At 40.3% G+C, this 24,785-nt stretch carries 20 protein-coding genes; 8 read left to right on the top strand and 12 right to left on the bottom strand.

All coding sequences use genetic code 11. The features are described from left to right. The 3 genes from WN50_RS10740 to WN50_RS10730 all read right to left on the bottom strand — a co-directional run. Positions 1–1,094 (bottom strand): SAV_2336 N-terminal domain-related protein (locus WN50_RS10740; protein ID WP_049559055.1); only part of this gene is annotated, 1,094 nt, incomplete at its 3' end. Next, a complete protein-coding gene (locus tag WN50_RS10735) occupies positions 1,037–2,068 on the bottom strand; it encodes an AAA family ATPase (protein WP_046277464.1) in 1,032 nt (343 codons plus the stop codon). The genes WN50_RS10740 and WN50_RS10735, both read right to left, overlap by 58 nt. An 8-nt stretch (positions 2,069–2,076) precedes the next feature. Then, the gene (locus tag WN50_RS10730) at positions 2,077–3,639 is read right to left on the bottom strand and encodes a VMAP-C domain-containing protein (protein ID WP_046277463.1); all 1,563 of its coding nucleotides are present in this window, start codon (positions 3,637–3,639) and stop codon (positions 2,077–2,079) included. Between the two features lie 94 nt (positions 3,640–3,733). On the opposite strand from WN50_RS10730, the gene WN50_RS36045 reads away from it, so the two are divergent. Both WN50_RS36045 and WN50_RS10720 read left to right on the top strand, forming a co-directional pair. Beyond that, positions 3,734–4,057, top strand: coding sequence for a cyclic di-GMP-binding domain-containing protein, MshE-related (locus tag WN50_RS36045; protein ID WP_235440912.1), 324 nt, complete (start codon positions 3,734–3,736; stop codon positions 4,055–4,057). A gap of 122 nt (positions 4,058–4,179) precedes the next feature. After that, positions 4,180–4,383, top strand: coding sequence for a hypothetical protein (locus tag WN50_RS10720; RefSeq protein WP_046277462.1), 204 nt, complete (start codon positions 4,180–4,182; stop codon positions 4,381–4,383). An 80-nt stretch (positions 4,384–4,463) separates the two neighbouring features. Here the strand turns inward: WN50_RS10720 and WN50_RS10715 are convergent, their stop codons facing one another. Both WN50_RS10715 and WN50_RS36040 read right to left on the bottom strand, forming a co-directional pair. Further along, complete coding sequence (locus WN50_RS10715) at positions 4,464–5,300, bottom strand: formylglycine-generating enzyme family protein (RefSeq protein ID WP_046277461.1); 837 nt, start codon at positions 5,298–5,300, stop codon at positions 4,464–4,466. A 248-nt stretch (positions 5,301–5,548) separates the two neighbouring features. Further along, positions 5,549–5,698: a hypothetical protein gene (locus tag WN50_RS36040; RefSeq protein ID WP_235440911.1), complete on the bottom strand. Its 150-nt coding sequence runs from the start codon at positions 5,696–5,698 to the stop codon at positions 5,549–5,551. A 313-nt stretch (positions 5,699–6,011) separates the two neighbouring features. Between WN50_RS36040 and WN50_RS10710 the strand changes: the two genes are divergently transcribed. Together WN50_RS10710 and WN50_RS10705 are read left to right on the top strand one after the other, a co-directional pair. Then, the gene (locus tag WN50_RS10710; protein WP_082172408.1) at positions 6,012–7,139 is read left to right on the top strand and encodes an aldo/keto reductase; all 1,128 of its coding nucleotides are present in this window, start codon (positions 6,012–6,014) and stop codon (positions 7,137–7,139) included. A gap of 66 nt (positions 7,140–7,205) precedes the next feature. Beyond that, positions 7,206–7,478 carry a YbhB/YbcL family Raf kinase inhibitor-like protein gene (locus WN50_RS10705; RefSeq protein ID WP_082172407.1) on the top strand — a complete coding sequence of 91 codons (273 nt, stop codon included), beginning with the start codon at positions 7,206–7,208 and terminating at the stop codon, positions 7,476–7,478. A gap of 213 nt (positions 7,479–7,691) precedes the next feature. Here WN50_RS10705 and WN50_RS10700 read toward each other — a convergent pair whose 3' ends face one another. Genes WN50_RS10700 through WN50_RS10675 form a run of 7 tightly spaced genes read right to left on the bottom strand, consistent with a single transcriptional unit; the run spans position 7,692 to position 16,811 of the window. Continuing rightward, on the bottom strand, positions 7,692–9,464 hold the full coding sequence (locus tag WN50_RS10700; RefSeq protein WP_046277460.1) for a VgrG-related protein: 1,773 nt from the start codon (positions 9,462–9,464) through the stop codon (positions 7,692–7,694). Positions 9,465–9,515: 51 nt separating this feature from the next. After that, on the bottom strand, positions 9,516–10,091 hold the full coding sequence (locus WN50_RS10695; protein WP_072075565.1) for a CIS tube protein: 576 nt from the start codon (positions 10,089–10,091) through the stop codon (positions 9,516–9,518). A gap of 38 nt (positions 10,092–10,129) precedes the next feature. Then, a complete protein-coding gene (locus WN50_RS10690; RefSeq protein ID WP_046277459.1) occupies positions 10,130–11,449 on the bottom strand; it encodes a hypothetical protein in 1,320 nt (439 codons plus the stop codon). 51 nt (positions 11,450–11,500) lie between these two features. Further along, complete coding sequence (locus WN50_RS10685) at positions 11,501–12,115, bottom strand: phage tail protein (RefSeq protein ID WP_063847380.1); 615 nt, start codon at positions 12,113–12,115, stop codon at positions 11,501–11,503. Next, a complete protein-coding gene (locus WN50_RS34620) occupies positions 12,115–12,267 on the bottom strand; it encodes a hypothetical protein (RefSeq protein WP_160315366.1) in 153 nt (50 codons plus the stop codon). The genes WN50_RS10685 and WN50_RS34620 overlap by 1 nt, the downstream gene beginning before the upstream one ends. A gap of 11 nt (positions 12,268–12,278) precedes the next feature. Next, on the bottom strand, positions 12,279–14,693 hold the full coding sequence (locus WN50_RS10680; protein WP_046277458.1) for a protein kinase family protein: 2,415 nt from the start codon (positions 14,691–14,693) through the stop codon (positions 12,279–12,281). A 30-nt stretch (positions 14,694–14,723) separates the two neighbouring features. Continuing rightward, positions 14,724–16,811: a tetratricopeptide repeat protein gene (locus WN50_RS10675; RefSeq protein WP_046277457.1), complete on the bottom strand. Its 2,088-nt coding sequence runs from the start codon at positions 16,809–16,811 to the stop codon at positions 14,724–14,726. A 248-nt stretch (positions 16,812–17,059) separates the two neighbouring features. On the opposite strand from WN50_RS10675, the gene WN50_RS10670 reads away from it, so the two are divergent. From WN50_RS10670 to WN50_RS10655, 4 genes are read left to right on the top strand one after another with little or no spacing between them, the layout of a single operon-like run. Further along, on the top strand, positions 17,060–17,881 hold the full coding sequence (locus tag WN50_RS10670; RefSeq protein ID WP_046282476.1) for a pentapeptide repeat-containing protein: 822 nt from the start codon (positions 17,060–17,062) through the stop codon (positions 17,879–17,881). Next, the gene (locus tag WN50_RS10665) at positions 17,878–19,095 is read left to right on the top strand and encodes a hypothetical protein (protein ID WP_046282477.1); all 1,218 of its coding nucleotides are present in this window, start codon (positions 17,878–17,880) and stop codon (positions 19,093–19,095) included. Before WN50_RS10670 ends, WN50_RS10665 begins: the two co-directional genes overlap by 4 nt. Positions 19,096–19,151: 56 nt before the next feature. Continuing rightward, positions 19,152–21,677 carry a hypothetical protein gene (locus tag WN50_RS10660; protein WP_046282478.1) on the top strand — a complete coding sequence of 842 codons (2,526 nt, stop codon included), beginning with the start codon at positions 19,152–19,154 and terminating at the stop codon, positions 21,675–21,677. Between the two features lie 29 nt (positions 21,678–21,706). Continuing rightward, complete coding sequence (locus WN50_RS10655; RefSeq protein WP_046282479.1) at positions 21,707–24,526, top strand: COG1470 family protein; 2,820 nt, start codon at positions 21,707–21,709, stop codon at positions 24,524–24,526. Positions 24,527–24,785 lie beyond the last annotated feature (259 nt).

Below are 24,785 nucleotides of genomic sequence, written 5' to 3'. Positions count from 1 at the left end.
CCCGCCAACACTCGCGCCCAACGTCGAAAAGAATTAGGGTCAAGTGTTATTATGGGTAAAGTTAATAATCTACCGTCGCTAACTTCCTCCGGTTCGTCCCACTCATCCCACTCATCAAGTTCGGGTAAACCTTCTACATCTAACCTCGCATTCGGCAACCCCGCAACCGGACTCCCCAACCGGACAATATAACCATTACTCAAAGCCGTGCGCGACCATAACCGTTCCGGTAACATCTGCATTAACGCCACAGGTTGGGTTTGCGACCATTGCCACAACGTTTCGTAAATTATCCCTTGTCGCCACAACGCCGAAGTACAATCACTAACATATAATATCAAACGCCGCCCCGACGGGTCAACTAATTCTCGAATACTGCGGGGACGCTGAGTTAAACGGTTTTCTAGACGTTCATTCCAACGGGGAAACAGTTGTACAGTCTGTTCTTCGGCTTGCAACCGCCAAGTCCGCACCGTCCGAAACGCTCCCTGATATTCCATCAGGTGTTGCAATTCGGCGATCGCACGTTTCCATAATACCGTTGTTTTAGAAGATTCTACCACTAAATCCAGGTCAAGCCAACGTTCCGGGGTGGGTCGGACGACGGGGACACAGATGCGCGTCTCAGCGAGTTGAGTCACGGTAGCTTCTTCATCGACATCAACCAAAATGCGCGACGGTACCTTCCGCATCAATGGACGCAACGCACGCGCCAAGTCTAAACGTGTCCGAATAGCGGGGGCGGAGGGAACGGGAAAAGGTAATACTTTTTGGTCTGTTTGTGAAGGTTCAAAAGATTCTGTTGTTTCAGGTATTGATGAGGATTCTTCGTTAGAATATAAATTAAAAGTCGGTTCGGATATTGAGATATCTGTATGATTAATTATATCATCAATACTATTCGTTTGTGTTGAACTTGATGTTAAACTTTCTTCGGATATTTCTTCAGAATAAATCTCACTTTCCGACTCAATAAATTGAGCCAGCCAAAGCAGGTCGGCCAGGTCGGCCGCATTCAATTCTAGTCCCGAACGTTTTAACTGTTGGGCGAATTGTCCGATAGTTGATCTTCGCTGCTGTTTAGGTGTTTCCACAGTCTATTAATAAGATTTTCTCGGTTAGTTAAATCGGAAGTTCGTTCTCGCATCACCAGATAAACGGCATTAAGAAGTTGGTCGGTTGCCAAATCTCCTTTATTGCGATCTGAACGTTTTTTCACAAACTTTTTGACAAGTTCTTGAATCAATTCTTCGGATTCTGCTATTTTTTCTGCCCCATTTTCTTCTTGTTCAAAATGCGCTTTGACAATTTCTTCCAAACGTTTTTCGTTGGGTTCTTCCATCGTTAACCGCACGCAACGTCTTAAAAATGGCGGGGGAAAATCTCGTTCACCGTTGCTGGTTAATATCATCAGGGGAAATTGACTGCAAACAACACGACCTCCTTGAATTATTGTTGTTTTATCTTGGCTATTATTTTTATAAGCAGTTCGGACTTCGACTGACCCTTTAATTTCTTCAATTCTCACTAATTCCGGAATTTCAAATTCTCCTTCTTCAAAAACATAAAGTAAATCATTGGGTAAATCAATATCGCTTTTATCAATTTCATCAACTAACAAAACACGGGGTTTATTAGAAGGTAACAACGCCGTTCCGAGTGGCCCCAAACGGATGTATTTACCAATATTCTCGAAATTGCTTCTATCTTTTTCTCCGATATCTTGTAAACGGGCGATCGCATCATATAAATATAACCCATCTTTGAGGGTTGTTCGCGTTGTTATCGGCCAGTAAAGAACTTCTCCGAGGTTGAGTTCATGGGCGACGGCGTAAGCCAGGGAACTTTTACCCGTTCCCGGTTTTCCTGTTACTAATAGGGGGCGACGCAAATATAAGGCTGCATTCACCATTTCTATTTCGGTGGGTTGGGCTTGAAAGGTGGCGCCTCTTTCCGGTTGGCGGCGATCAATTTTTCGCCAGGGTGGAGGGGAAGGAAGCTTAGAAATGGCTTTTGGGTTGGGTTTACCTGTGCCTTTAAATATCGGTTGAAATATTGGGTCATTCATGGTTAATTCTAACAAGCCTCCGAGTCAAATTGTAAGGTGGGCGGTACAATATTTGGGTCTTCCCAAACTAAGGTTAAATGATGACCGATGTGGTTGTCATCTTCTGTGAGAGAATTACAACGTTCTTCTAATATACGTTCGGATAATTGGTTCACTTCGCAGTCTAAAATATTATCAATGCGATCGCTAAGTTCGCTGCGCCGCGACCATAAAGCAACGGGAAGGGCGGTTTTTCTTGCTACAAATTCCAAGATTTTTTCGAGTTTTGCCATGTCCAAGTTTTCCAGAATTGCCATTTCCGAAGACTTCAACGTTTGAAAGAGTTTAGCAGGACTTCCGCAGTCGGCGCGAACAAATGTTGTTTGGGCGGTTTGGTCTATTTTAGCTTCTAATAACTGCCATTTTTGTTGCCAAAGTTTGTAATATTGTTTTCCGGTTGGGGTTAAGTTGTGATGGGTTCGCATTACCAGTTTATATTGACTTCCGAGGGTTAATTCTGATTCTGTTTGGCGCTCGCTTAAATCTAAATTCAACCAATTTCTAGGGACAAATATATGAAGGGTGGGTGAGGTGTATTCTGAGTTTTCTTCTAACCAATTTTCTAGAAAGTTCGGCAGTTCGTCAAGTGACATTGTTTCATCTTGAACCAGTGGCGAGGAGAAATTATTCGCATCCCACATTGAAACTCTTACTCCTTTTGAAAGTTCAGTGGGAATGACTTCTATGATTAAATCTTCGAGGGTGTTTTTGGGGGAAATATTGCGTTCCGATTTTTCTCGTATTGCTTTAATAAGTAAGTTGTTGAAGTTTAACTTTGTTTGCCTAGACTCAACAAATACTTTAATTTCGTCGAATAATTCACTGCTTAAATTATCCGAAAACGTGGCTAAAAATACTGCAAATTGGGTTAACCCATCTATTTCACTCCAACCGGGATAAGACACTTGACTCAAGTTTATAAACTTATCGAGTCTATCACCTTCTATCCAATCTTGGGCGGGGTCACAGAGTTGAAATGCTGCTTGAATTGCATTTTCTAAATTGTTTTTCTCGGTATTATTCAGGCGTTCCCAATGGTTTTGTAAGAGGTTATCTAAGTGTTCGGAGTTAAGTTTTTCGGGAATTGAGTTTAACTCGGGTATCGGTGGGAAAATTGATTCACTGATTAGCTTTTCCTGAGTTTGAGGACAAAGATTATCCCATGTTTTTGAAAATTGTTGTAAATTTTCTTCGATATCTTTTGAGCATAAAGTAAGCGTAAAACGCCAATCTTCCAATCCCCGTTTTTGGATTCGTTCGTCTTTTAAGATGTTCAGAAAGTCATCCATCCGTTTGAGAGATTCTCGAATTTGAGCTTTTGTTAACCTGTTTTCCTGGCTGTTTGTTAGGGCTTCTAATGTTCTGAGGTTCGTTTCTATCCGCAGTTGGGGAGGCTTTTCTTCATCTAACCAACAGTATTTTAGATCAAAGCGATCGCTATTTTCTACCTCTCCGTTAACAAATAATAGCAGGATTTTCAATAAAGATTTGGCTCTAGCTCTGACTTTGGGGCCATAAGTTGCTCTGGGCATGGGGGTCAAGGATATTTTTACAAAAAGTTTGGGGTTAAGGCGTTGGGTTCCAATGTTTTGAGTTACCCCAAACTACCCCAATGCCCAATATAGCTTGATTTTTGCTAATTCTGAAAGTCCGCTTGCTTTCGGGTACGACCCCAAAGCGATAGTGAGTTCAGTTGAGCAACAGCCAACTCAAGAACAACCCAAACACTATTGTACTGGAGTTAGAACCATGATGAAGTTAGGTGAAATTTTGATTCGGAAACAGTTAATTTCTTTATCCGAACTGGAACAAGCTCTGACGCTTCAATCTTCCTGTTCTCAAAAGTTGGGAGAAATACTGATGGGGCAAGGATTAATTCAAAGAGGTGATTTAGAACAGGCACTTAAAGAGCAATATTGGAGACAAAATGGCTTTTGGGTGATTGATTAATTCCTAAAAGTTTATAGGTGGAGTTGTAATGGGATTTCATTCAACCCACAGAAATCAGTTTTTTGGGTTTTGCTTGACTGAACCCTAGCCACAGAAAACATTTTACAACTGAGGAGAAGAATATGAAAATTTTATCGATTCCTGTTTGGGTAACGGTTATGGTTTCTGCTGTTTGTTTATTTTCTAGTCCGATGTCTCAGCCCTTTAGTCAAACTTTCATCTGTTTCGCGAACAATAAGAACAATGTACCGCCTGAAGTCAAAGATGGAGGTTCTCGATTTTCTCAACCTCGAAAAAATTTCGATATTGATACATCTGTATCCTAAAAAGTCAACGATTTTCCTGACTATTGCCTCTTGCCTGCTATGATTGTCTGATGCGCCCTACAAATTCGTCGAAACTCTTGTTAAGTGTTAAGAAGAGTTCTTGGTATTGTGCAGCATACCCGAAAACCAACGTAATGGCTGATGTTGACGCGGGAATAACCTTTGAAGCGAAAAGCTGAACGGCATTTTCTAGGAAGGTTAAACCAGGAGCCGCCTCGCAGCACTCGGTGAGTATTTGCACGATTTTTATTTATCCAGGCAGTACCATCTGTTGGTGCTTGTTCATAATTGTTATGGTAGTCGTCTAAGCACCACTCAAATACATTTCCGTGCATATCGTATAGTCCCCAAACGTTTGCGGGAAAACTCCCAACATCTGTTGTTTGTCCTCTAGACTCTCCTTTGGGGCTTTCATTATAGCTAAAGTTTCCATTGTAGTTGGCGAGTTCGGTTGTTATGGTTTCTCCAAAGTGAAACGGTGTTTTTGTTCCAGCACGACAAGCATATTCCCATTGGGCTTCACTGGGTAATTTATATTCTCGTCCGGTTTTTGCTGATAATCTTTTACAAAACTCAGTCGCGTCGTTCCAACTAACTTGCTCAACAGGGCGGTTATCTCCTTTAAACTCAGACGGTTCTGGGTTTAACTCCTGTTCTATTTGAGGATAATTTGTTACAACTCGCCACTGTGCCTGAGTAACAGGGTAGCATCCCATCAAAAACTGCTGTACTCTTACCCAATGCTGGGGGCGTTCGTTGTCCCGACTTTCGGGTTCGCTCTCGGGTGCGCCCATCAGAAACTCTCCTGCGGGGATGAGCATTAATGTCAGCGTTACACCGTCTGCAAGATGTTCGTTGAAACACTTATTCTTGCGTTTGTAGCGATAGATATTGAGAGGGTTAATTAATTCAGCCATAGTGATGCTTCATCATTGTAGAGTCGTTTCAGGTGATGGCTCCGGGCATAATCTAACATAACTTGAATCCGGGTTGAGGGGGAAATAAAGGCGATACCCAGAACAAACCACACCAATGCAATTGTTCAAACTCCGATTGAATAAAGTTAAAGGGTCTTGGCAACTTTTGGTGATCTTCACAGATGGCGATCGCAAAGAGAACAAACAATTGACGTGGTAGTGTCACGCAGGTCAAGCCAGTCGCAAAATTAAGGAGATTGCAATGCACGCGCACTTCGGCTTAAAAAAATCGATTCTTTGTCTGTTTCCGATTTATTTTGATAGTCTGATAAATCAATCAAACCATTAAATGTTTTTTGGAGATATGCCTTGATTTGACGTAAGTGAATTTCACTCATAACAATTGAGGGTTAACTTTACTAACTTTAATTTGATCGAATCAATTTTTATAGGGCTTGCCTATAATCCTTCGCTAAATAAGACTGAAACCCTTACTCCTATAGCTTTTGAGCGTCTTTTCCCTAATAAAATTAGGTATTCAAATGTCATAATTTTATCATAATTAACTCATCTGGTCAGGCATAAGTGCAAGCGCATAGATTTACAAGATTTGTACTCCTGCATCTAAACATGAGACTTATGTCTCTAGGGAGAGGTTTTCAAACTACTACAACAAGATTATAGACAGTAGTTGCAATTGAGTTATAACCTATGAGTAATCAACGCCCCGGAGCGGATGCCAACCGTTTTCTCGGAGACTTCAATCGACGGCAGTTTTTGAAAGGGGTTGGCTTTATTGGAGTTGGGGCGAGTACGGGTTTGGCAGATCATATTCTGCACTCCAATACTTCCGTTGAAGCTGCTGAATTCAACACCTCTTCTGCTGAATTGATTCTCGCTCAAACCTCAGAGAGTTCGGGCGAAATTCCCCGTCGTCCTTTGGGTAAAACGGGTGTAGAAGTCTCTGCAATTGGCTTGGGGGGCGCGACTCTCGGACAAGCCAAAAGCAAAGAAGAAGCAATTCGCATTATTCACGAGGCGACTGATAATGGTATCACATTCATGGATAATGCCTGGGAATATAACAACCATCGCAGTGAAGAATGGATGGGTGAAGCTTTACAGGGACGACGGGATCAAGTCTTTCTGATGACTAAGGTTTGCACTCACGGACGCGACGCAAGCGTTGCCATGCAGCAACTCGAAGAATCATTACGTCGTCTGAAAACCGATTATATAGACTTGTGGCAGATCCATGAGGTGATTTATTACAATGACCCGGAGTTAATTTTTCGTCCCGATGGTGCCATTGAAGCCCTCGAACGAGCAAAGCAGGAGGGGAAGGTTAAATTTGTTGGATTTACCGGACACAAAGACCCGGCAATTCACTTGGAAATGTTGTCTCACAATTATCCTTTCGATACTGTACAATTGCCAATTAATTGTTTTGATGCCAGCTTTATGAGTTTTCAAAACCAGGTTCTTCCCGAACTGGATCGGCAAGGAATTGCCGCGATCGGGATGAAAAGTTTAAGCGGAAATGGAGAAGCGGTAAAAAAAGGTTTGGTAACGCCTCAAGAAGCTATCCGTTATGCGATGAGTATGCCCATTGCAACATTAGTTAGCGGGATTGATTCGGTGGAAGTGCTGCGGCAAAATATAGCGATCGCTCGCGATTTTCAACCGATGACAGCGCAAGAAATGCAGGCATTGCGAGAGCGGGTTGTTCCCTATGCCACCGATGGGCGATTTGAGTTATTTAAGTCTTCTAAAAAATTTGATGCTGATGTTGGCAGGAAGCAACACGGTTTTCCGACTCAAGACCAACTGCCAACTTGATCTAAAAAGCCGATTTTTCCTCTTGAGTTGAACTTGCTCAATAGTGTTTTTAATCAGGATATTTCAATGGGACTAAACATTAAGAATTTGCGGATTGTTAGCCCTGCATTTACTGCCGGCGATCGCATTCCCAAACGCTATACCAGCGAAGGCGAAAATGTCTCACCTGCTTTGGAATGGAGCGGGTTGCCGTCAGGAACCCAACAATTAGCATTAATCTGCCATGACCCGGATGCACCGATGCCTCGCGGGTTTACCCACTGGGTTCTCTATGGCATCCCGGCAACTGTTAATCAGCTTGCAGAAGCGGATGGCCCCCACCACTACTATTTCGAGTGACAGGAGCCATTTATGCTACCATTTTAACAGGAGTTAATTAATCGTCATCAGAAAATCGAGAACCACCGTCTTGTGACTGGGGATGCTCATTGTTAGGATTTCTTTGCGAACCCATTAATCAGTATTGCTCTCGGTGCGGTGACTGGTTAATTATCAGTTTTAGTGAAGAACAACGGGCAAACGCTCCAGTCTAATAGTTTGTAATGATAGAATTCAATTTAACTTAATCAATGCTCCTTGAACAGTAATAACTCCGCTCGCTTGGATATCAATATTACCTGCTGATTTAAGACTGATTCCAGTACGATCCATCTTGAATGTATGACCACTTGGAGTTTTTACTTCAATACAACGGTTTTTATCATCTAATCGTAACTCATGTTTGCCCTTTGTTTTTACTTCGATAGCCTTTTCGGTGTCATTTAACCGAATCTGATGTCCGTCTGTTGTCTCAATATAAACACCCGCTTTACTATTCCCTTGATCTTCTTCTATAAACTGAATTTGATGACCCGTGCGTGTTTTGAATGTTCGCACTCGGACATTGCTATCTCGAACACTTTCAGCGACTGGTTTTGGAGGAAGATCTTCACCGTTCCAAACCCCTCCTAAAATGTAAGGACGGTGAATATTTCCATGCTCAAATCCAACTAATACTTCATCATTGATTTCCGGCAAACAGTCAAATCCTCGTCCCTTTCCCGCACCAATTGCTACAACTCTAGCCCAATGACTCGCGTGAGCATTTTCTCCCGTTTTAGGGGTGAGGGTGGGAAACCAAACTTTCACTCGCCCTAACCCTTCAGGATCTTGATTATTGGTGACAATTCCAACTAAAAAACTTTGTCCAGGTTGAAGACGAGTAGGGGGAGAAAGTGTTGTTAATAAATCGCCTCCGCGCAATCCCCGCACGCTAAACTCGGTGGTATATACTCGTTCAAAATAGGTGTGACGAGTCTCCGTAACGTAGTAGGAACCGCTGTGTTTTCCTAACTCTTCTAATATTACCGTTCGTCCGGGTCGAATGTTAGGATTTCCCTCGGCTTTAGCATCTGCATAAACAAATTGTCCGCCCAATTCATCAAATAAAGCTTGGGCGATCGCATCGGCTTCTTTGGGTGTAGAAATGGGTTGATCGACAACATAAACTGTCGGTTTAGTCGGCTTTCCTTTAAATTCAGAAATTGCCACACTTCCTTGACCATTTTCAGTTTTTGTGATAACATTTTCAGAATTACGAGTCGAAACAATTGGCTTTTTTTGTTTGTAGTCCCAAGCTCTAACATTGACTTCTTTAACCTGTTCGGCGCTGGTAACACGCACTCGAAAACTGTGCAAGTCTGTCAGCCATGTGAGTTTTATTTTTTGGGTCGATGTGGGACGGCGAAAGTTTAATTTTCCATCTTGAACAAACAGTTCAAATCCAATTCTAGCGGCCCGTTCTCGCAAAAATTCCATGTTGGTTTGATTGTTTTGAAAAACGTACTCGTGGGGAATTCCACTCTCGTCAATTTGACCGGGTTCTATGACAACTTCAGCAAGAATTTTCTTGACAATATCGCTATCTGTCATTCCTTGAAACGAACGATTCCACCGTCCTCGATGTAGACGATGGGAAATATCATAACCTCGAATTACAATCGGCGCTTGGGATTGTTCCGTGAAATGGGTTTCAATGGCTGTAATTTCTCCTTCTATTAAATATTCTTCTTTTTCTTCGCTAAAATCTTGTGATTCTGTTGTACTTGAACTAAAGCCTATTTTAACTTTTTTGCCAAATTGTAGCAGGTCTTGATGTTTCCACTTTTTTTCCTCTTGACGACCTGGGAAATAGTCATTTCTAATTACAATGGTGAACATTGCGGGTAGATGCAGACTTTCTTCGACAATGATTTGCACTACATCTTCCAAAACCAACTTCATTTTTTCCGGGGATTGACCTTCAATATAAACTTTTGGAAGTGCGAGATAATTTGCTGATGTCATAGGAGTTAATTCTTAAAAATAGTTGTTGATTCTATTGAGATTGAGATGAATTTATAACCGACCTTTCCGATTATTTTTGTCTTTCTTACGATTATCTAAACTATCGATTTCACGGCGAACTGTAGAAAGTTTATCGGAGACTTGATCAATTTTATCGTCAACTCGAAGTGACCCGGAAGGCTGAGTATCTTCTACCTCTTTAAGGGTTAAACTATCGATCACCGCTCTCACGGGTGTTCCATCGCTGAGAAACATTGTAAGTTTATAGTTGAGTCGTTCGATAAAGCATCGCCGAAGATAAACTTGATTTCCCCAAATTAACATATAAATTGGCGGACGTTCTTTTCCTTTCGCAAATTCTACAGCTTTCCGAAAGGGTTCAATAAAAGCTGTTACCACGTTAATTCCGGCTTCGTAGGTATCAAATAAAATATTATTAATTGTTACTTTGTAGGCTTTGGTGTGAGAAAAGCTGACTTTAGGAATTCCGCGATCCTGACTCCGCGAACCGGGATTATCTGCGGTTTCTACGACTCCCTCAAATACTAATTCTCCGGGGTTAAACATAAATACGATATCCGGTGCATTATCCTGACATTTTAGGGTTGCTTTAACAAGCTGTGTCATCAGAGTCTCCTTGAAAAACAATTAAGAATATACAGAATTTACCGGGGGATATTACCTCTATAATAAAATCCCAAACGTTCTCGTTCTGTCTCGATTTTAAATTGTAAGAGTTGATAAACTTTTTGGGTGAGTGTTTGTAATTTATAATTGACTAATGAAACCGTCGATCCGGTTTGGGTTTGAAGCTGTCCGACTGGAGATGTATTTGAGGAAAATGCAGATGCTTTTACGGGATTTGTTTGACTGATAGTATCCAGCCAAGCTAGAGAACCATCGGTTTTGAAATGATGACTTTCTCGTTCTATTTCTAACTTTTGTCGCAATAAATTAGAAACTTTTCGCGCTAACATTTCCAACTGTTCCTCATCAATTAAAACAGATTCTTCGCGTTCTCCCATTACTTTTTCCGCTTTTGTTGGAGAACTTGAAACCGATGCTGGACTATCTGGAATAGATTCTTTTTGTTCTCTTGTAATCAATTTTGAACTCTCTGAAGTCAATTGAGAATTAGATGAGGGGTTGAAGTTCTCATAATCGATAAGTTCCGTCAGATTTGACCATGACTCTTGTACATTGTCTGTCGCTGGAACACTTTCAGCACTTAGATCAAATTGACTTGACCAAGGTTCTGGTATTTCATCATTTTGAAAAGAAGTTCTCTCGGGTGAAGGTTCTGAAGTTTTTGGAGATACAATCAAATCTGATTGTTGAATTAAAGGTGAATGGGATTGAATCGGATTTAGATTGGTTAAATTTTCTGAATTAAAACTCGGTTCAATTGGAAAGGCTTGATTTTCTGGAGTTGAATTAATAGATTGTGTTAAACTCGAATTAGAAATAGGTTGAGAAATATCGCCTGACCATTTGGGTTGAACGACGGGTAAATTATCGGATTGATGCTTTATTGATTGGCTTTCTGAGTGTTCGGGTGTTTGTGGAGAAAGTAGTTTGTCAGATGTCGTGGTGAGAATGAGCGATTGAGTTTGAATTAATTGTTCACCCAAGCGAGGATGAAGTTCTGAAAGCGGGTTATTTTGCAGGTTTTCTTCTGTTGAAGGATGAGTTTCAGATTCTTTTGTACTATCAGAAATATTGCGGTTAATATTCGCTTCTGATGTAGATTCTAACTCGGAGTCATCATCGACAAATCTATTAATTGTAGAAATGGGTTTTGCGGGAGTTTCTGAACCTGATAAACTCTCTTGAACAGTGAACAAATTCTCTGAATTTTCTACAGTTTGGGGTAACATTAATTGTGAAGTTTGAATCAGAGGCGATCGCACTTTTAAGATTCCCTGTCGTCCCAATGTTTCGGGAGGACGTAAATAATCATTTAAACCCAAAGGAGATGTAGACATTGTTAATTCGCCTTTCGCTAATTCAACTCAAAAAATTGGCAATTCTCTAATTTATATCCTTTTCTTTCTTGTATTAGAATTGGTTTGACTGGCTTGATTAAAAGGTTGTGTTCCAACGTTGGTTAAGTCACTCGCAAAATAGCCTGAATTACCGCGAGTTAATGGACTGGACGGATTAAATCCTCCTGTTTGCTGTCCTAAACTACCTCCTTTATTAATCGTCAAACCTTCGTAGGCTAAGGTTAATTCTTCAATCGCAACGGTATTAGAGTCGGCTTGAAAAGAGGGTGCTTTCCAACCAACCGGAACCGAACCAATCATTGTCCAAGATTGCATGGTTTCCCCTTCTTGATTGAACAGTAACAGGGTAACGTTCAAACGAATTTTTTTAGGTTCTTGCAAAACTTTTTCTATCCAATTTAAGAAGGTTAAATCATTCGTAATTCCTCGCTTTAATGTGACTTCTGTAAATTCTGCTTGTCCTAAAATAATTCGCTGTTGATCGTTGACACCCCCTTCATTGTAGGTTTCTCGCTTGATATTTATCCCCAAACCCGAACATTCGCTAAAACAAGCTGAAATTTGACTATCAATTTCCACATAAAATCGATTCGCTGTCACATAATTGAGTTCGTAAGCTGAGGGATCTTGACGATTCATTTTCATTATAAAAGTCTCCGTGAGTTGCAGGTGCGATCGCGTTGATTGCGAAGATCTTCTTTCATCAGTTCATAAACTCTATCACCAAGTTTTCGCAGTAACATCGGGTCGTTAGTGACCTTTTCAATTAATTTAGCTTCCAAATCTTTTTCTGACATTTTGATTAATTTTACTCCCTACTTTTATTTAATTCCCGAATCGGAATTAATCCCGCAGAATGTAACAAATGTTGTCCTTCATCGGTTTTCATTATATTAGAAAACACCTGACCCGCAGAATCTTTTCCGCCTTCTTTTTTATAAATCACAGCAATTGCATATCCCAAAGGATAATCTCCTTGTTCAAAAACTTTGGGATTGGGTTTGTAGCTTCCTTTATCCATACATAAATCGGTTTCTGGTGTGATTGAACTGCCATTATTCTGTATAATAGGCTGCACTGCTGTCAGTTTCCCTTCTCCGACAATTGCTAAAGGATAGACAGAACACTGGTTAAACACTTTGCTGAACAAATCAATCCCAATCGTTGCTTGACCTCCTTGTTCAAATTCGGCTAAAGCGATTGCTTGTCCTTTAGTATATCCTGTTTGTGTGCAAGCTTTTTTATCTTCATCAATAAGATTTCTAAAGTTATTGATTTCTGCTTCATTTTTCCAGGCTAAATTTTCAAAAAGTGAAGTCACCAGAAACACTTCTTCGGGATTTTTATTACAAATAGAAATCCGTTTTATAGTTTGATTCTGTGAATTATTAATTCCTAAATCTTTCAAGGTTAGGGGTTGATCGGAATACAGTTGTTTGAGAGAGTCTAGAGAAATTTTACCTGAAAGTAATCTGGGTAAACTTCCATCTCGCTGAACATCACTGAAAGCAACATAAGCGAGTAAAGCATCATAAGCAATGATTTCTACTTCTAAGTTTTCGCTGTCTTGTAATAACTGAAGTTCATTTGCAAAGAGAGAAGTCACAATAAACTGAGAAGTTTTTAAAGCAGATATAATCCTATTTTCTAACGTTTCTGTGTTGTTTCCTTCACGAATAAAAGAAAATAAATTTGGAGATTGCAGATTCAATGAAATTTGAGACGGGTTCAACTGGTTAGCCAAAGATTGATTACCACCGTAGCCAACGGAAGTTTTAAGTGCGGTTTTCCATCGTTGATCGGCTGAATAATTAATACTTTTATTGAGCAAACTTGAGGGAATATCAACTTGAGCGAACTGAGAGGGATCGGAGTTTTTATTAAAGACAATATTGGCAGGATTTGGAGGTGTTGAAGCCGATAAAAATCTCCTAATTCCTAGAATTAATATTCCCAAACTCACCAAAGTTGCCAGTAGAAGAATTAAAGGAATACTCCAAGAACGTTGAGATTTTGACCGGGGTTGCTGTTCGCTGTCAACAAAAATAGGATTGACTGAAATCTGTTCTAATGGATGATCTAAAGGTAATTTTAACAACTCTCGATGAGCATCTGAAGCTCTTTTAAACTCACCGGAATATAATCTTAATATAAAGTTTTTGAGTTCGGGATGACAATATTGATGCCACTGGAAATCGTGATCGGGAATCTCCTGTTTTCCGCCAGATAAAACATAGCTAACTCGACCTAAATCTACGAGATCTTGTTGAAAGGCTTTTTTCGAGAGAGACGGATGATTAACTTCTGACTCTAAAGAATCGATCAGATTTTCCCACAGTGCAATGCGACTGAGATAGATAGAAAATTGATCATCTTCTTCATCAAAGGGAGATTGAGTTTCATTGTGAACGAGCAGTATACTGTCTAAACTTAGGTTTCCATGACCAATTCCTGTTCGCATACTTTGAGACAAACGAACTTCATAACAGTTGTGTAAAAACTGCAAGGTTTGCAACACTTGTTTGAGAATTTTACTCACCTGAGTCGGCGTTAAAGCTTGATGTCGCCGTTGCAAATATTCTCGTAAAGTCAAACTTTTGGGAAGTTGTTCAACAATTAAATACCAACGAATATCCTGGGGATTATCCTCATAGAAATCTTTAATGATATCAATCGGTGTCAGCAAACGAAATTCTTTAAGCTTTCCGTTTTGCTTGTTAGATTCAGCCAGATAATCCGAATCACTTTGGGTCAAATATTCTTGAATGAACACCCGTTGTTTTTGCTGTGAAATTGGAGTGGCTTCATACTGACGAATCCGATCCGAATGACTCAAACACTGACCAATTTCATAACGCCTACCAAAGCGATCGCGAATTTCGTAACCTTGAACGAGAACTTTTTGGGTTTTGTCTTTACGACGTCGCCGAGAACGTTCTGTTAAAATAGGTTGATCTAAAGTTGCGGGCTGAATGCGAGTTTGTACACCCCCTCTTTGTCGATTTATTGTTGGTTCTACTTGAAAAGAATGCTGTGATTGTTGGGAAACAGGAGTTTCTTTCTTTTGTTTGTTACCATCGCTTCCTCCTATTTTTACCTGTTCATAAATTTGCTGCGCCCGATGCCGAACGATCCGACGAATGGTAGCATCAGGATGAGAAACAAAGTTAAAAATTTCTCGTCCTCTAGCCCTGACCGTGTTGACTAATTCTGATAGTCTCATGGCGTTCGCTCCTGATAATAAATCATCAATCTAACTCGGCATTCGTTGGGTCATTTTGATTAAATTTCTTAGCACGATTTCTCGCTCTCTACGGGCAATCATATACTCTGGATCTAACTGCAATGCTTGTTCAAAAATAGCCAAAGCATCTTGATAGCGACCCAAACGAGAAAGGGCGATTCCTTTTGCAGTAATTACCCCCACATTGTCGGGACTGAGGGTGTCAGCTTGGGTGTAAGCATTTAAAGCGCCTCGATATTGCTTTAATTCGAGTAAGATTAATCCTTGATTGTGCCAAGCCTCAAAAGATTGGGGATTCAACTGAACCGCTTGCTGAGTGGCGACCAAAGCCTCTGTTAACAGTTGGGGATCTCGCAAGCGCCACAAAACAACGGCTTGATTGGCGAAAATACTGGCTTTGAGGATGCGGTCATTCGGAGTCAGATCGCCTGTTAGCGCCTGCTCGTAAGCCTTTCGTGCGGCTTGATATAGCTCTCTGGCCTCCTCATCCCGTCGCTGTAGACTCAGCAATTGACCGTACTCGCTGAGAATGCGACCGTGATTGTACCAACCCTGAGCGTAGCGGGGATCGAGCTTAACCGCCTGACGGGTCGATAGAAGCGCCTGTTCATAGTTGATTTCTGCAAATTCATACTGTTGCTGTGCTTGCTGGAGTTGGCCCAAATGCCACAGCATCACCCCTCGGTTGTTCCAGGCGGCGCTGTAGTCTTCCTCCAGAGTAATGGCGCGATCGGCACTCGCCAAAGCATCGTTATACTGTTTTAATCCCGCCAAAGCTGTACTGCGTTGATTCCAGGCTTTCGCCGGACGAGTATCGCCCCAATTTTGATCGCCAGAAAGGGCGGCTTCACAGGCGCTTAGGGCTTGTTGATATTGTTCGAGTTGATTGAGAACTTCGCACTGGTTTGCGAGCGCCAAAGAATAGTTCGGTTGAATCTGAACCGCCCGACTGTAGGAGGTTAACGCTTGAGCCGTTTTTCCTAAAGTTTGTAGAGCAATACCCTGTCTTGTCCAAGCTTCGGCATTGTTGGGATTTTCAGCCAAAATTTGTTCGTAGAAACTGACTAAATTTTGAAATTGTTCGGCGAGTTCTTCGGGTTCTTTTGGGTTATTAACTAGGAGCGGATTTGATGGGGCGATTTCTTGACGAATAACGAGCAAATATTCTAAAGCTTGAGCGGGGGTACTGGCACCCCAATTTTCGTTCACGGCGATCGCCAATTCGCAACTTTCACGGGCTTCTTGATAGCGTTCTAGTTCTATCAATATACCACATTTTTCGCTCAAAATCAAGGAAGAATTTGGCGCAATTCTCAGGGCTTGATTGTAGGAATTGATCGCGTCTTCTAGGCTTTGAATTTTACGGGCTTCTGCCCCATCAACTTGTCCTAAATCTTGCAGTTTTGCCGTTTCTATGCGTCCTAACTCTAGCACGGCGATCGCTCTTTTTGTCCAAGCATCAGCCGGACTGCTTCGCCCCCAAATCCCATCGATTTTCAGGGCTTCTTCGCAAGATGAAATCGCTTGTTCATATTGTTCTAATTCTAAAAATATTTCGCATTTTTGCAATAAAACTTGAGAATATTTCGGTTCTCGCTGCAAGACATAATTATAGGAAACTAAAGCTTGAGGATATTGTTTCAACTGTTGTAATGAATGGCTTAAACTCATCCAAATTTCTAAATTTTCTTGTTTGGGCTTCAGTTCAATTACCCGTTGACAAGCCGCCACCGCTTCGGCGTATCGTTCCGTCTGTTCGAGGGTGGTGCAGAGTTCTTGCCAAAATTCTACATTATCGTAATCAAAATCAGCTAATGGGAGTTCGGGAACTGCATCTGGCTTCGGTTGCGGTGCGGGGGGAAATTGCGGTTGAGGAGGTTGAGGAGGTTGAGGAATTTCAGGGAGTTCTGGAGGCGATACGGAAGGTAAACCCGGCGTTGGTACACCTTGGAGAAGATTGATCGTTCCCTGGGCGAAATTGAGTTGAGAATTTGAAATTTCTCGTCGTTTTAATGCACCCGTTGCTTGAACTGCGGTTTGAATACAGAACCCCAGTCCAATGCTAACAATACCTATCCATCGCAATGTTGATTTCATCCTCATTAATATTTTTACAATTTCTGATAACTGTGATACATTTAATTTAATTTAAGTTGACTTTAACCTTTTGCTTCAGAAAAATTAAAATCTCTTAAATAAGAACCATAATAGCGAGAAAATCAACTAAAATGCAGCCATGTTATTATACTACAGTTTAATTTCTTCAGTTTCAAGTATTTATCTAGACAAAAAATACCAACGCACCGTTCACTCTAAGAGGAGAACAACAAGATGGGGACTGGGCCATGAAACCGAATCTTTACAAAAGTCAAATAATAGCCGTGATTGTGATTGTCCTGGGAATAGTATTGGGGTTGGCAGTACCCGTCTCGTCTGAAATTTCTAGAGTGATGAAAAAATTACAGCAAAACGGAGAATGTCGGCGTTGTGATTTGGAAAAAGCCGATCTGAGCGGTTTATTTCTACAAAATGTTGATCTGAGTAAAGCGAAACTTAGAGGTGCAAATCTCCGAGGTACAAACCTGACCAAAGCTAACTTAGATCGAGCCGATTTACGCGATGCCGATTTGCGAGATGCCAACCTAAAAGATGCTAATTTAAGCAGAGTAAAATTAGAGGGAGCAGATCTCAGAAATACTCAACTCAATGAAGAACAACTCGAACCAAAATGGCGTTTGGTTTGGCAAATTGTCAATCATTCAGAACCTTGGACGCAAGACTTAAGCGGGCAAAATTTAGCAGGTGCAAATTTAGAGAATGTTAACTTAACTCAAACTCAACTGGTGGGAACGAATTTGGAAGAAGCCAACCTCAAAAATGCCAATCTTTCTAATGTTAATCTCTCCCATGCTAAACTGCGGGCAGCTAATTTATTTATGGCAAACTTCAGCCACAGTAATTTGAGTTATGCTGACTTAAAAGACGCAGATTTAATGTATGCAAATTTCAGCCACGCCAACCTCAGTTTTGCAAATTTGAGCCGTTCTAATGTTAACTATGCTGACCTCAGTCATACCAATTTACAAGGCGCGAATTTAGATAAAGTCGATCTCGAAAATGCCAACTTAAAAAATTCAAATTTAGAAACGACCACAGTTAAACCATGACCGATCAATATTTCCCGACTCCCTCTCCAAATCCTCTCGATCGCCTTCATGTTACAGACGGTTTAATGATTAATGCTCAACGATGGCGTTTAGCACATACCTATTCTCGGAAACGGCAAAATTTACATTATCAATCGCTGAATCAACCGGGAATTGTTTGCGGGTTGGGTGTGCATCCTACAAGCGCTCCTGCTGGCGTACAGTCAAAATTTCAAACGGGATGGTTAATGGTAAAACCCGGAATTGCGATCGATGGTGAGGGAAATCCAATTATTATTGATCGTCCGATGGAATTTAGAATTACTGACCCCAAACCCTCAAAAACGCAACCGATTATTGTTTATTTAGTGGTCAGTTATGTTGACCCAGAAGAACTCAGTTTGAGAAATGATAATGATGTCGTTCGAGAAACCTTTCGGATCGATCAAAAAACCGATCCACCCAGTCATTTAGAAGTAGAAATTTGTCGAATTAATCTGGAACCGGGAACCGTTCAAATTTGTCAACCCGAGGAGGTTTTATTTCCTCAAGTTAATGAATTAGATTTACGCTATCGAATTGCAGCGCGATCGCGTCCTCAAATTGTTGTGAAAACGGCGATGTTATCTCCTCAAGCTTCTAGAGGAATGATGTCAGAAGCCGAAGGAAAATATTGTCAAGAAAATCTTGGTTTTCTGATGCACTCCGTAGAGTCGCTTGACCCGAGAATGCAAGGAATTTCAGAAATTGAGCAAATTTACTTCATAGGAAATGAGGATTTTGATCTGCTGTATTTAACTGAAAAACAAACTCGTGAATTAGACAACAATCAGTTAGAAATTTTAGGCGGATATTTAGAAACCGGAAGAACTGTATTAATTGAAATTCCGATTGATGACGACCTCAATCAAAACTTTAAAGACTTAACAGATTGGGGAAAAGAAGAATTTAATCTGAATTTTATAGATTGGGATCGATTAATTCCCGATCATTTATTAAAAGTTCATCCGTTTCTGTTTGCCATTCCTCCTAATATTAACTACGAACCCCTAGAACTGTTTTTGGGAGGAGGAATGATCCTGATTATTGGTAGCTTATCAAAAGCATGGGGAATTAACGAACATACCCTTCCCCGCACCGAGATTAGAACAGCACAAGAATTTGGAATTAACCTACTTTATTTTGCCTGGTACAGAAGACATCAAACTCAATTGTTAGAGGTTTTTTCGGAATAAATAACCTGTTTTTACGGCTTCAGTGATTCTCAAACTCACTTAATTTAACAAATCAGATGATAGATTTTATTAGATTAGAAGTTGAACCCAAATACATTAAATTACAGCAAGGTTCACAGCGTTCTTTATCCTTTAAAGCTTATGTTACCAACTACAGCCAGGATTTTTATAGTTTTTATTTAGAGTTAATTGTACCCGGACTCGATCCGGCGTCAAATATTAAATGGTACAGCACAGAACCTCAAGTCGCCGCCAAGAAACCGCCAGGTGCAACAACTGAATTTACCGTTAATATTCATCGTTCTCCCCGTCCAGGCTATGAAAATCCATTAGATTTAACCGTCAGAGCAATTGCCATAGAAAATCCCGAACTTTTCGCCACAGAAACCCTAAGTTTAAAACTGGAAGCACCCCTAAAACCGCTAACTTTATCAATTCTCACTCCCAGAGATGGATTAAAAGGATATCCGGGCGAAATTATTGAAATTCCAGTGATTGTATCAAATTTTAGTCAAGATTCTATGGCGGTAAATTTGACGTTCAAAGGAGAAGAACAACTCGATAAAAGTTGGATGATTCATGGAACTGAAAAACGAATTACAGAACTTAATCCCGGCGAACCTCAATCGGTTATCTTTGAGTGTAAACCTCCAGAAGAAGGTAAAGCATTGAGTCAAACTTACAGCTTTAGAATCATGGCTAAAGCAAATATAACACTCAATCCTGAACCAGAAGTTGCGGGAACACTTGAAGTTTTACCGAAGGGAATTATCAGTTGGGAATGCGATCCAATCGAGCAAGTTTTATCCGGCGTTCGATGGAATAATAGCGTCAATTATACCATTAAATTAGAGAATAAGAGTAACCGGACTCAAGATATTAATTTTGATATTATTGAAAGAGCTAAAAGACCGCATCATCTTAGTGTTTTGTCAGTGCAAGGACAAGAAAAAGAACTTTTTGTCGAATCCGATCAACAGCAATCTCACTATATTTATACTGGGTTAAATTTTGAGACAATTTATCCCCAAGAGTCGGGATTACAAAAACTGAGAATTAGTCACGCTAGATCTTGGTTGGGGATTGGCAGTCAACTGAAATTTAAACTTAAACCTCATTTATTAAATCAAAATTATGACTCTCCCGAAACGCCAGTTTTTCCCAAGCCTGAAACCCAAACTATTACTTTAGATGTTAAGCCAATAATTCCATTTTGGTTGCAGCTATTAGCCTTATTGTTAATGCTTTTATTGGGTGGACTGTGGTGGTTACTCAAGCCGAAAAATCATCATACCGATCCGGTGAACTCCGTTGCTTTTGATGGCAAAGCAAATACAGTAATTAGTGGTTCTAGCGATCGCAGTATTCGCTACTGGCAAGTCGAAGGAAATCTATTTTATCCCCCGGAAGTGATTACCGATGAAAATGAAAAAGCGGTGCGTGTCGTGCGGTTTTTGCCGAAAGATAATCAACAAGTTGCCGCAGGTTTAGAGACGGGAGAAATTAATCTTTGGAATGTCACGAATAAACAGAGACAAGGAACACTTTATATTGATGAAAGTAGAAATGACCGCGTTTTTGGCTTAGAATTTACCAAGGATTCTCGTTATTTATTGAGCGCTCACGGAAGCGGAATGGTGCGAGCATGGAATTTAGCAGCGATTGATTCTGGCGTTAATTCATCAGAAATTCGACAAACTCGTAAGGTCAAACAGGGCTCTGGACTTGAACCCCTTGCAGAAACCTATGATCTCTACAAAGATAACTTGAGAATTGGTCGAGAATTAACTTTAAAACAACCCTTTTCATTGCTAACCTTAGCTATCAGTGAAAGTCGAAATCAACCAAGATTGGTCTTTTTTGCAGGTCAGTATAATAAGTTAGCTATTTGGGAGAATTGGGAAAACTGGCAGAACTGGCAAGAATTTGATAATAATTACTATTATGAAAATTATTATAATTTTACCAGTTATAATGATTTTCTACAACAACAAAACCAAGAATCTGCAACCCGCAATAAGTTATATTATCTCCCTTATACTTGGGAGAATCAACCGGATAATTTGGAGAAGAATTTAATTAATCAATATAACTACATTACCAGCCTAGCAACCCATGAAGAAATTAATAATGCTAGCTTTCCCAATTGGTTAGCCAGTGCAGATACAGAGGGATATATTACGCTGTGGAACCTCGATAAAATTCGTCAATGTATTGAACAGTCACCCGGAGTTGGTGAGACTCTTAACTGTTCAGAAAATATGATGATAGAACAGTGGAATAATGGTCATAAAGGCGAACCCGTTCGGACGGTTGCATTGAGTCAAAATGGCTGCTATCTTGCGAGTACCGGAGACGATGGACGAGTGATGCTATGGTCATTAAATCCCGATGGAACACGAGAGAATGAAAAGGGGAAAGTCGTGGCTCAATTTCCTGGGATTAGACTCAATAGCGTTGATATAAAAACGTTTGATGATGAAATTCGCCTCACCTTTGATGGAGAAAATCATCATGTGAATATCAAGAAAATGAAAATCAAAAAGATAGCCAACTGTATGAATGAACGAAGAACCCGTTAGTTAGTTTTATTAAACTGGAGATATTCAGGATGCAATCAACCCGTACACCGATTTTTATTCAAGAAGATCAGAGTCAAAAAAGCCTCAACATTTGGCGAGGTTCGACCGAAAAATATCGCTTAACAGTCACCAACTCGGATAACCAAGAATTATTAATTGTCGTTTGGATAAAAGCCAATGATGCTCGTTCAAAACCGATAGAAAGATGGTGTACAATTATAGATGATAAATCATCGGTTAATAACCGTCTCCGACTAAAGCCAGATGAATCTATCTCAATTGAGCTTCAATTTGAAGTTCCGCAGCAAGCCGCACCGGGAACCTATTACTATACAATATTTGCGGAAGCTCCCGAACAATATCCCGATCAAGTTTTTCGTCGTCCTCAACAACTTCGAGTTCGTTTAGATCGGGAAACAATCTGGGACTACGAACCCGAATTTATCCTTCCCGTTACCAATCCGAATAAACCCTATGAACTGCAAGCGGGAGAAGAAGTAGAAATTCCTATTCAAGTCAAAAATCGGTCTAAATTAGTGGATAGATTTTACATTATTTGTCCCGATTTAGAACCGGATTGGTATGATGTTCGTTATCCAGAAGTGAATACCAATTTACCGGGATTAATTCGAGAGACAGACGGACTTGAACTCAACCCAGAAGATCCTCCCGCAGAGATTAAATTAATCTTGCATCCGCCTAAATATACCCCCGCAGGAAACTATTTTCCCACAATTCAACTCATTTCAAAAAATAATGAATCTCAGCTAATCATTCGAGTTTTTTATTTACTGATTTTACCTGACTATCAACTCCCCTGTACTCTCCAACCCACTAAAAATAAAGTAAAACAAGGTGAAGCAGATTTTGAAATCGCATTAACCAACGAAGGCAATACCAAACGTTATTTAATTTTAACAACCAACTTTATTCGACAAGAAAAGCTGTGGAATTACTCTTTTTCACCGACTTCAGATGTTAGACTTTTTCCCAGTAAAAGTAAAACGATAACTCTACAAGTTCAGCGTAAAGGTTGGCGATGGCGTCGTTTAATTCCCAGACCCGCTTTAGAACTTCCCTTTGAGATTGAGATAGAAGACGCTCAAAACTTACCTTTAGATCGCGAATCCCTTCAGGGAATATTAATTTGGGATAAAAGTCCTTGGTGGCATTTGTGGCTATTGATTTTGTTGGCATTTTGTATTTTAGCGGGAACTGCATTTGCGATTTGGTGGAATTACTTTAAAATGCCACCTTTACCTAAAATTAGTGAATTTAGTACCCTAAAACCAACCCGAAAATATAATGAAGGTGAACCGATTAAAATTGAGTGGGAAGTCAGCCACCCTCAACAATTAGATAAACTTGTTTTAACTCGTATTGACAGCCAAGGAAGCCGCGAATTAAAAAACTATCCATTTTTAGACGGAAAACCCAATTTTTCAGATGACGTTCGCAAAAACTCCGAACCTTGTCAACTGAATGAAGACGAAAAAATAACTCGTTGTAGCTTAACTATGGCTCCCCCTTCTCCCAATAAATATACACTAGAAATCGAAACGTTTCCCAAACCGATTAACGAGCTATTTAGAAAGCGTTCATCAAACGAGGCTTCTGATTCCAGTCGGACTGATACAATAGAAATTATCCCAAAACCCGAACCTCTATTATCTCAAATTAACGAAATAACCTCTCCAAAATCAGCCTATTCCAAAGTTCAACAAGAAGAAATTGTTCTTCAGTTTGATATCAAAAATCAGAGCCAGTTAGCTCAACTTGACATTATTACTCAAGGAAGCGATCAAGTGATTAGAACAGCTTCTTATGTAAAAGACTTAGAAAACACTCAACTCAAACCCAAAGATGTCAGAAATATTTGGGGTGATTTAGTTTGTGAAGTTGGAGAAAAACCCGAAGACTTAAGCTGTCAATGGAGCTTAAATACTCGTTTGATTGAACCGGGAAATTATACCTTTAAAGTCGAGGTTTACTCTTTATCCAATCCGAAAGAACCCTCAGATTCTCAACCCCTACAAAATACTATCATTGTGCAACCGGAACCTTTACCCGAACTCGAACAATTTACAATATCAAAAGCGGTTTATGAAGAAGCTCAAAAAGAACCGATCAAATTAAACTGGGTGATTCAAAATCCCAACCAAGTTCAAGAGTTTATTATCAGCGCTCAAAGTCAAACGGGTTCAACTCAAGAAATTCAACGCTATCAATACCCCAGTCAAGTTAGTCAATTCTGTTCAATTCCCGCAACGGTTGATTTACCGCTTGTTTGTCGAGATGTTCCGACAACAACTTTACCCCCCGGAGAATATACGTTTCAGCTAGATGTTATTCCTAAAAAATCGGAAGAAACTGCTAATATTACTCGCACTTCACCCCCTGTTAAAGTTAGACCCACACCGATTGAAATTGAATTCAAAGTAAACGATCAATCTATTACTCAACCTGTAGAAAATTTCCCGCCAATTGCAATTAGTAAAGGAGGCGCACCCGTTTTTATTCAGTTAGCCTGGAAAGTCGAAGGCGGAGAGGGAATTAAAGTCGAATTAAACCCCTTAGTTGGTGTTGTACAGCCTGAAGGTTCAATGACTTATACCATTAGTCAAGCTCCCCTTGCTGAAACCATTACTTTGCAAGTTACCAATAGTTTAGGCGAACAAGAAACCCGCTCTATTGTCATTCAAACCTATGAGTCCAATAGTTCTAGTCCGAGTCAGTTTTCCTTCCCCAAAACCGGAGAATTGGAAACACCAGAATCAGAACTTATTCAACCTTTACCCTCCGAACCTAGTCGTTTAGAACCCCTAGAAATCCCACCTCAACCCGATTAAGTAGGTTGGGTTGAAGAATGAAACCCAACAAATCTCGTAGGTTGGGTTGAAGAATGAAACCCAACAAACCAATCTAACTTTGGAAGAATGAAACCCAACAAATCTCGTAGGTTGGGTTGAAGAATGAAACCCAACAAACCAATCTAACTTTGATGTTGGGTTTCACTGTCGTTCTACCCAACCTACTTTTGCGCTCGTTGTGTTAACTTTAATGTTGGGTTTCCTTTGTTAACCCAACCTACTTTTGCGCTCGTTGTGT

This window comes from Limnoraphis robusta CS-951 (assembly GCF_000972705.2).
Note: the sequence above shows the minus strand (reverse complement) of the source record. Positions and strands in the feature narration are given on the sequence as shown.